1 protein-coding gene is annotated in these 9,961 nt (G+C 72.2%); it reads left to right on the plus strand.

Annotated elements, in window-relative coordinates:
- The first annotated feature begins 74 nt into the window (after positions 1–74).
- Complete coding sequence (locus tag OG352_RS33310; RefSeq protein ID WP_329222051.1) at positions 75–9,890, plus strand: type I polyketide synthase; 9,816 nt, start codon at positions 75–77, stop codon at positions 9,888–9,890.
- The last annotated feature ends 71 nt before the right edge of the window (positions 9,891–9,961 follow it).

Genomic DNA, 9,961 nt, shown 5'->3' on the forward strand with positions numbered 1-9,961 from the left:
ACCGTCCTCCGACGACCCGCCCTCCGACGATATTCCGGGCCCGCCCCGGCCCGACCGCCCGATAGGTGAAGCACGTGGAGAACGAAGAGAAGCTCCGGGAGTACCTCAAGCGGGTCACCGCCGACCTGCGGCGCAGCCGGCAGCGACTGCGCCAGGTCGAGGAGGCCGGGAGCGAGCCGATCGCCGTCGTCGGCATGGCCTGCCGTTTCCCCGGCGGGGTCGGCGGGCCCGAGGAGCTGTGGCGGCTGGTCGTCTCCGAGAAGGACGCGATCGGCCCGTTCCCCACCGACCGGGGCTGGCCCGCCGAGGTGTTCGGCGGCCCGTCCATCGTTACCGGGGCCGGTGACGGCGTCGACGGCGACGGGGGCGATGGTGACGGGGGTGATGGTGACGGCGACGGGGGCGCGCCCGGCTCCGCGTGCACCGACTCCGGCGGATTCCTCTACGACGCGGGCGACTTCGACGCCGGATTCTTCAGCATCTCCCCCCGCGAGGCCCTGGCCATGGACCCCCAGCAGCGCCTGGTGCTGGAGACCTCCTGGGAGGCACTGGAGCACGCCGGGCTCGACCCGCACACCCTGCGCGGCAGCCGCACCGGCGTCTTCCTCGGCGCCGCCTACAGCGGCTACACCTCGGGCGTCTACCCGCTGCCCGAGGGCGTCGAAGGCCACCTGCTCACGGGCAACGTCACCTCCGCCGCCTCCGGCCGGATCGCCTACACCCTCGGCCTGGAGGGCCCGGCCGTCACGGTCGACACCGCCTGCTCGTCGTCGCTGGTCGCCCTGCACCTCGCGGTCCAGGCGCTGCGCGGCGAGGAGTGCGCGATGGCGCTCGCCGGGGGCGTGACCGTCATGACCCACCCCAGCACCGTCACCGAACTGAGCAAGCAGCGCGGCCTGTCCTCGGACGGCCGCTGCAAGGCGTTCGCCGCCGGCGCCGACGGGTTCGGCAGCGCGGAAGGCGTCGGCATGCTCCTCGTGGAGCGGCTGTCCGACGCCCAGCGGCTCGGCCACCGCGTCCTGGCCGTGCTGCGCGGCTCCGCCGTCAACCAGGACGGCGCCTCCAACGGCCTGACCGCCCCCAACGGCCCCGCCCAGGAACGCGTCATCCGCCAGGCCCTGGCCAACGCCCGCCTCGCGGCCGACCAGGTCGACGTCATCGAGGCGCACGGCACGGGTACGGCCCTGGGCGACCCCATCGAGGCGCAGGCCCTGCTGGCGACGTACGGCCAGGGCCGTGAGGACGGCCGGCCGGTGCTGCTGGGCTCGGTGAAGTCCAACATCGGCCACACCCAGGCGGCGGCGGGCGTGGCGGGCGTCATCAAGATGGTCCTCGCCATGCGCGCCGGTCTGGCCCCCCGCACCCTGCACGTGGACGAACCGACTCCGCACGTCGACTGGACGGCGGGCGCCCTGGAACTCCTGACCGAGTCGGCGCCCTGGCCCGAGACGGGCCGCCCGCGCCGGGCGGCGGTGTCGTCCTTCGGCATCAGCGGCACGAACGCGCACATGATCCTGGAACAGGCCCCGGCGGCCGAGGACACGACCGACCAGGCTCCGACGGACCCCGCGGCCGGGCAACAGCCCGTCCCCCCACGCCCGTTCGCCGATCCGGCCGTCCTGCCCTGGCCGGTCTCCGGCCACGGCCCCGACGCGCTGGCCGGCCAGGCGGAGCGCCTGGCGGATCACCTGGCGGGCTACGTGGACGACGCCGCACCGGATCCGGCGGCCTTCGGACGCGCCCTGGCCCGGCGCGCCGTCTTCGCCGACCGCGCCGTGGTGTTCGGTGCCGACCCGGCCGAACGCCTCGCCGGACTACGGGCGTTGGCCTCCGACACGGCGGCCCCCCAGGTCGTCACCGGGGCGGCGGCGGGCTCCGGCGTGGTGTTCGTCTTCTCCGGCCAGGGCGGCCAGTGGGCGGGCATGGCCCGTGAACTGCTCGCGGAGTCACCGGTGTTCGGGGCGGCGATCGCGGAGTGCGAGGCCGCGCTGGCGCCGTACGTGGACTGGTCGCTGACCGGTGTCCTCGGTGGCGACGGTGGCGACGGCACCGAGTTGGAGCGGGTGGACGTCGTGCAGCCGGTGCTGTGGGCGGTGATGGTGTCGCTGGCGGCGTTGTGGCGGTCGGTGGGTGTACGTCCGTCGGCTGTCGTCGGGCATTCGCAGGGCGAGATCGCGGCGGCCTGCGTGGCCGGCGCGCTGTCCCTGGAGGACGCCGCCCGGGTCGCGGCCGTACGGGCGCAGGTGCTGGCCAAGCTCACGGACAACGGCTGGATGGTGTCCGTCGAGGCCGGCACCGCCGAGGTCGAGGACGTACTGTCCGGCTTCGGCGACGGCGCGGTGGTGGCCGCGGTGAACGGCCCCGAATCCGTCGTGGTATCCGGCGGGAACGGCCGACTGGACGACTTCGTGGCAGCATGCACCGAACGCGGCCTGCGTACCCGCCGGGTGGCGATGGAGTACGCCTCGCACTCGCCCGTCGTGGAAGCGGTCAAGGACGAGATCATCGCCGCTCTGGACGGCCTCACCCCGCAGGCGCCGGACATCCCCATGCTGTCGACGTACACCGGCGCCTGGGTCGCCGACGGCGAACTCGACGCCGCCTACTGGTACGGAAACCTGCGCAACCCCGTGCGCTTCCAGGAGGCCGTCACCGCGCTCGCGGCGGCCGGCCATCAGGTCTTCGTCGAGACCAGCCCCCACCCGGTGCTGAGCGGACCCGTACAGGACACCCTGGACGCGGTCGGCTCGACCGCCCTCGCCATCGGCACCCTGCGTCGCGGCCAGGGCGACGCCCGCCGCTTCCTCACCTCGGCGGCGCAGGCCTTCTGCCACGGTGCGGCCGTCGACTGGCCCGCGCTGTACGCCGGGACCGGCGCCGACACCGCACCGCTGGACCTGCCCACGTACGCCTTCCAGCGCCGACGCTATTGGATGACCTCCGCAGCCGCCCCGGCCGCTCCCCGGCAGAGCGCCTCCGACCCGGTCGGCGAGGAGTTCTGGGCAGCCGTCGAAGGCGCCGAACTGGACGGTCTCCTCGACACCCTCGGTCTGGACGGCGACCGCCCCGCCAGCCAGGTCCTGCCCGCCCTGGCGTCCTGGCGACGGCAGCGTCAGGCCGCCGACGCCGCCGACCAGTGGTGCTACCAGGAACACTGGCAGCCCCTGCCGTCCGCCGCCCTCCACCCCTCCGCCCCCGGCGACTTGCTCGTCGTCGCCCCTCAGGACTCCGCCGTCGGCGACCATGACGCCGTACTGGCCGCTCTGGAGACCGCCGCTCGGCGAGTCGTCGTGGTGCGCCTCGACGCCGCCGCACCCGACCGGGAACAGTACGCGCGGGCACTGGCCGCCGCGGTTGAGCAGCAGCCCGAGTTCGACGCCGTGGTGTCGCTCCTGGACCTGGATCTGGATCTGGACCTGCGCGTCGGCGACGGCAGCCCCGCGGCATCCCTGGCACTGATTCAGGGGTTGGGGGATGTGGGTGTGGGGGCGCGGTTGTGGTGTGTGACGCGTGGGGCGGTGTCGGTGGGTGGTTCGGATCGGTTGGTGTCGCCGGTTCAGTGTGGGGTGTGGGGTTTGGGTCGGGTGGCTGCGTTGGAGTTGCCTGAGCGGTGGGGTGGTGTGGTGGATGTGCCTGTGGTTTTTGATGTGCGGGCGGCTGGGCGGTTGGTCGGGGTGGTGGGGCAGGGGGTTGAGGATCAGGTTGCGGTGCGTGGGTCGGGTGTGCTGGTTCGTCGTCTGGTCCGTACTCCTGTTGTGTCGTCTGGGGTGTCTGGGTCTGGTGGGTGGGTGCCGTCGGGGACGGTGTTGGTGACGGGTGGTTTGGGTGGGTTGGGTGGTCATGTGGCGCGGTGGTTGGTGGGGCATGGTGCTGAGCGGTTGGTGTTGGTGGGGCGTCGGGGTGTGGATGCGCCGGGTGCGGCGGAGTTGGTGGCCGAGTTGGCTGAGCTGGGTGGGTCGGGTGTGGCGGTGTCGGTGGTGGCGTGTGATGTGGGGGACCGTGAGGCGTTGCGGGCTGTGGTGGAGGGTATTCCGTCCGACTGTCCGTTGACTGCGGTGGTTCATGCGGCGGGTGTGTTGGATGACGGTGTTCTGGAGGGGCTTTCTGGTGATCGGTTGGGGGGTGTGTGGCGGGCGAAGGCGGTGGGTGCGTGGAATTTGCATGAGGTGACCCGTGATCTGGGTCTGGAGGCGTTTGTTCTTTTCTCGTCGGTGTCGGGTGGTGTTGGTGCGTCGGGTCAGGGGAATTACGCGGCGGCGAATGCGTTTTTGGATGGTCTGGCGGAGTTTCGGCGTGGTGTGGGTCTGGCTGGGGTGTCGTTGGGGTGGGGTCCTTGGGGTGGTGTGGGGCTTGCGGCTGATGGGGGGTTGGTGGAGGGGCGTATGCGTCGGAGTGGTCTGTCGCCGCTCGCGCCTGGGGGTGCGGTGGGGTTGCTGGGCCGCCTGGCCCGGGGTGCTGCTGCTTCGGTGATGGTGGCGGATGTGGACTGGGCGCGGTTCGGCGCGTCCTTCACGGCTGTACGGCCCTCACCCCTCCTCTCCACGCTCCTCCCACCGCCGGACGCGGGCAGGACAGGAGCGGCCGAATCCGTGGATTCCGCTTGGGAACAGCGGTTGTCCGGCCTCGCGGACCGCGAACGTGCCGCAGTGGTCACCGAACTGGTGCGTACCGAGGCCGCGTTGATACTCGGGTACGCATCCGCCGACGCGGTTGTCCCGACCCGTGCCTTCCGTGAGCTGGGCTTTGACTCGCTCACGGGGGTTGAACTGCGCAACCGGCTCGCCCGGTTGACCGGTCTGAAGCTGCCTGCCGGACTCGTCTTCGACCACCCCACCCCGACCGCCCTCGGCGGCTACCTCGCTGACCGCCTCAGCGGCGGCACCCCTGCCACCGCGTCCCCGCTCGCCGCCCGCAGCACCGCCACGGACGGCGACGACGACCTCATCGCCATCGTCGGCATGGCCTGCCGCTTCCCCGGCGGCGCGACCTCGCCCGAGGACTTCTGGACGCTGCTCGCCTCCGGCGGCGACGCCCTCGGAGGCTTCCCCGACGATCGTGGCTGGGACGGCCGCGCCCTCGTGGAAGCCGGCGTCTCGGCCACCGGACAGGGCGGATTCCTGAGTGACGTAGCCGGTTTTGACGCGGGTTTCTTTGGTATTTCGCCGCGTGAGGCGTTGGGGATGGATCCGCAGCAGCGGTTGTTGTTGGAGGTTGGTTGGGAGGTGTTTGAGCGGGCTGGTGTTGATCCGGTGGGGTTGTCGGGTGAGGAGGTGGGTGTGTTTGTGGGGTCGAACGGTCAGGATTATGCGGCGTTGTTGGGGGCGTTGGGTGCGGGTGGGGCTGAGGGTCATGTGTTGACGGGTAATGCGGCGAGTGTGGTGTCGGGTCGGTTGGCGTATTCGTTTGGTTTTGAGGGTCCGGCGGTGACGGTGGATACGGCGTGTTCGGCGTCGTTGGTGGCGTTGCATCTGGCGGGTCAGGCGTTGCGTTCGGGGGAGTGTTCGTTGGCGTTGGCGGGTGGGGTGACGGTGATGTCGACGCCGGGTGCGTTTGTGGAGTTCTCGCGTCAGGGGGGTCTTGCGTCGGATGGCCGGTGCAAGGCGTTCGGGGCGGGTGCGGATGGTACGGGGTGGGGTGAGGGTGTGGGTCTGCTGTTGGTGGAGCGGTTGTCGGATGCGCGGCGTAATGGGCATGAGGTGTTGGCGGTGGTGCGTGGGTCGGCGGTGAATCAGGATGGTGCGTCGAATGGGTTGACGGCGCCGTCGGGTCCGGCGCAGCAGCGGGTGATCGGGCGGGCGTTGGCGCTGGCGGGTCTGTCGGGGTCCGAGGTGGATGTGGTGGAGGCGCACGGTACGGGGACGGTGTTGGGGGATCCGATCGAGGCGGAAGCGCTGCTGGCGACGTACGGGCGGGGGCGGGAGGCCGGTCGTCCGTTGTGGCTGGGGTCGGTGAAGTCCAACATCGGCCACACGCAGGCGGCGGCGGGCGTGGCGGGCATCATCAAGATGGTCATGGCGATGCGGCACGGTGTGCTTCCGCGCACGTTGCACGTGGACGAGCCGACCCCGCACGTGGACTGGTCGTCGGGCGGTGTGCGGTTGTTGACGCAGGCCCAGGAATGGCCGGAAGGCGCGACGCCGCGTCGAGCCGCCGTGTCGTCGTTCGGCGTGAGCGGCACCAACGCCCACGTGATCCTGGAGTCCCCGGAGCGCCCGCCATCGCCCGTGACGGTGGACGCCGAGCAGCGTCGCCCGATCGACGCCCCCTGGCTGCTGTCCGCCCGCACCCCCGAAGCCCTGGCCGACCAGGCTCGTGCCCTGCTCTCCCTGCCGCACGACTCCCTGGAGCACACCCGCGCCGACATCGCCTTCTCGCTCGCCACCACCCGGGCCTCCCTGGAGACCCGCGCCGCTGTCGTCGCCCACGATCAGACGGCACTGGTCGACGCCCTGACCGCCCTCGCCGAGGGCAGGCAGGCACCGGGCCTGATCACCGGCGCGCCTGCGGAAGGGCGTACGGCGTTCCTGTTCTCCGGTCAGGGGAGCCAACGGGTGGGTGCGGGGCGGGAGTTGTACGAGGCGTATCCCGTGTTCGCGGATGCGCTGGACGAGGTGTGTGTGCGCTTCGACGGATTGTTGGATCGTCCGTTGCGTGAGGTGCTGTTCGAGGGTGGGGGGTTGATCGACCGGACGGAGTTCACTCAGCCGGCGTTGTTCGCGGTGGAGGTGGCGCTGTTCCGGTTGCTGGAGTCGTGGGGGGTGGTCCCGGACTTCGTGGCGGGGCATTCGATCGGTGAGGTTGCCGCCGCGTATGTGGCGGGTGTGTGGTCCTTGGACGACGCGTGCACGTTGGTGGCTGCGCGTGGTCGGCTGATGGGCGCGCTGCCTGAGGGCGGTGCGATGCTGGCGGTGGAGGCGTCCGAGGCGGACGTACTGCCTGAGCTGGGCGAGCGGGTCGCGATCGCTGCGGTCAACGGTCCGTCGTCGGTCGTGGTGTCCGGTGACGCCGTAGCCGTCGGGGAGTTGGAGTCGAAGTGGCGTGCACAGGGCCTGCGTGTCAAGCAGTTGACGGTCAGTCACGCATTCCACTCCCCATTGATGGACCCGATGCTGGCGGAGTTCCGCCGCGTGGCCGAGAGCCTGACCTATGAGCCCCCCCGTATCCCGCTCGTGTCGAACCTGACCGGCGAGATCGCCACAGCAGAAGAAGACCTGTGCTCGCCCGAGTACTGGGTCCGGCACGTCCGCGAGGCGGTCCGTTTCGGGGACGGGGTCGTGACGTTGCGGGGCCGGGGTGTGAGCACGCTGCTGGAGGTGGGCCCGGACGGGGTGTTGTCGGCTGCGGCCCTGCAGTCCCTGGACGCGGGTCAGGTGTGCGTACCGGTGTTGCGCCGGGACCGGGCCGAGGGCATCAGCGTGGCGTCCGCGCTCGCGTCCCTGCACGTACGCGGGGTGGCGGTGGACTGGTCGGCGTACTACGCGGGCTCCGGTGCACGCCGGGTCGAGCTGCCGACCTATCCCTTCCAGCGAAGCCGTTACTGGCCTGAGGTGCACACCGTCGTACCGGCCACGTCGGGCAGTGAGGTCGACCGGAGGTTCTGGGAAGCCGTCGAACGCGAAGACCTCAAGGCCTTTACGGAGACCATCGGGCTCGAGGGGCTCGACGGCGCGGAAGAGGGGGCGGGGGCGAAGGCCAGCGGCCTGACCGAACTGCTGCCCGCGCTGTCCCGCTGGCGTCGGCGCCAGGCGTGCCGGGCCGTGACCGACAGTTGGCGCTACCGCATCGCCTGGCGTCCGGCCGACCGGCCCGCGGCCCGTCGGCTGACCGGCACCTGGCTGCTGGCCCTGCCCGCCGAGCTGATCGACGACCCGCTCGTCATCGCGTGCCGGGCCGCTCTTCGGCGGGCCGGGGCGACCCTGGCCGAGCTGCCGCTGACCGAGCGGGAACGCCACAGCAGCGGCGTGATCGCCGAGCGGCTGCACGCGTTCGGCGGGGCAGCGCGAGACGCAGGGCACGCGCGAGAGGCAGTGCACGAAGGACTCGCATCAGGAGCGGGACACAGCGGTGCCGCCGCGCCACGCTTCGCCGGTGTGCTGTCGCTGCTGGCGCTGGCCGACGAGCCGCACCCGTGCCACGCGGCCGTACCCTCCGGACTGGCCGCCACCCTCGCCCTGCTGCACGTCCTGCGCGAGGGGCCCGCCGCACCCCTGTGGTGCGTCACCCGGGACGCGGTCGCCGTGACCGCCGCCGACCGGCTCACCAGCGCCGCGCAGGCTCAGGTGTGGGGCCTGGGCACGGCCGTCGCCCTGGAGTCGCCGCAGCTCTGGGGCGGGCTGGTCGACCTGCCGGCCACGCTCACCGACACCGCCGCCGACCAACTGTGCCGACTGCTCGCCCACCCGGACGGCGAGGACCAGCTCGCCATCCGCGACAACGGCGTACACGTCCGGCGGCTGGAACGGGCCCACCGCGTCGAGGCGGCCACCGGCAGCGAGGAGCCCGCCGTCCGGCCGGGTACGTACCTGATCACCGGCGGCACCGGCGCACTCGGCGGCCACACCGCCCGCTGGCTGGCCCGCGACGGCGCCGAGCACCTGCTGCTGGTCAGCCGGAGCGGCACCGCCGCCCCGGGCGCCTCGGAACTGCTGGCCGAACTCGTCGGGCGCGGCTGCGCGGTGACCGTGGCGCAGTGCGACGTGACCGACCGCCAGGCGCTGGCCCGGCTGCTCGCCGAGATCCCCGACGAGTACCCGCTGACCTCCGTCATCCACACCGCGGGAGTCCTCGACGACGGCGTCGCCGACCACCTGACCCCCGCCCGGCTCGACACGGTGCTGCGCTCCAAGGCGACCGCGGCCGCCAACCTGCACGAACTCACCCTCGACCACCAGCTCACCTCGTTCGTGCTGTTCTCGTCGGTCGCCGGTACGTTCGCCGGGGCGGGACAGGCCAACTACGCCGCCGCCAACGCCTACCTCAACGCCCTCGCCCGGCACCGCCGCGCGCTCGGCCTGCCCGGCACGGCGCTCGCCTGGGGCCCCTGGGCCGACAGCGGCATGGCGGCCGACAACGGCCTGGTGCAGGAACGCAGCCGGCGCATCGGCCTGCCGCCGATGGACCCACGCTCGGCCTCCGCGGCCCTGCGCAGTGCCCTCGACGACGAGGAACCGCTGCTCGTGGTCGCCGACATCGAATGGCAGCGCTTCGCCCCCGGCTTCACCTCCACCCGCCGCAGCCGCCTCTTCGACCGGCTCCCCGAGGCCCGGCAGCCACTGGAACAGACCGCCGCCGCGGCGGCGTCCGCCCAAGCGCCGTTGGCCGAACGCGCCTCGTTCGCCGCGCTGTCGCCACGCGAACGCGACGAGGCCCTGCTCACCCTGGTCCGCGGCCAGGTCGCCCTGGTCCTCGGCCACGGCTCGGCGGACGGCGTGCCCTCCGCCCGCGCCTTCAAGGATCTCGGCTTCGACTCCCTGACCGCCGTCGAGCTGCGTAACCAACTCGGCGCGGCGACCGGCCTCGATCTGCCCACCACCCTCGTCTTCGACCACCCCAACCCCGGCGCCCTGGCCGCGTACCTCAGCCAGGAACTGTCCACCGACACCGTCGGCGGCCTCGACACCCTGCTGGCCGAACTCGACCGGCTCGAAGGCGCCCTCGACGCGCTGCCGCCCGAGCAGGACGACACGCGCTCCCTGGTCGCGGTCCGGCTCGGCGCGGTTCTCAGCCGCCTCTCGGGCGGCGGCAGCGCCGCACGCCGGGCGGACAGCGGCCGCCACGACAACGACAACTCGGCGGACGTCGTCGAACGGCTCCAGGACGCCGACGCGGCCGAGGTCTTCGCCTTCATCGAAGGCCAGTTGGGCCTCGACGACCACCCCGGCACACCCTGACACCCCCCGTCCCGCCCCACACCACCACCTCCACTTCAACTTACGTTTCCACCTCCTCCACCCCCCCCGAT

The organism is Streptomyces sp. NBC_01485 (genome assembly GCF_036227125.1).
GTDB lineage: Bacteria > Actinomycetota > Actinomycetes > Streptomycetales > Streptomycetaceae > Streptomyces.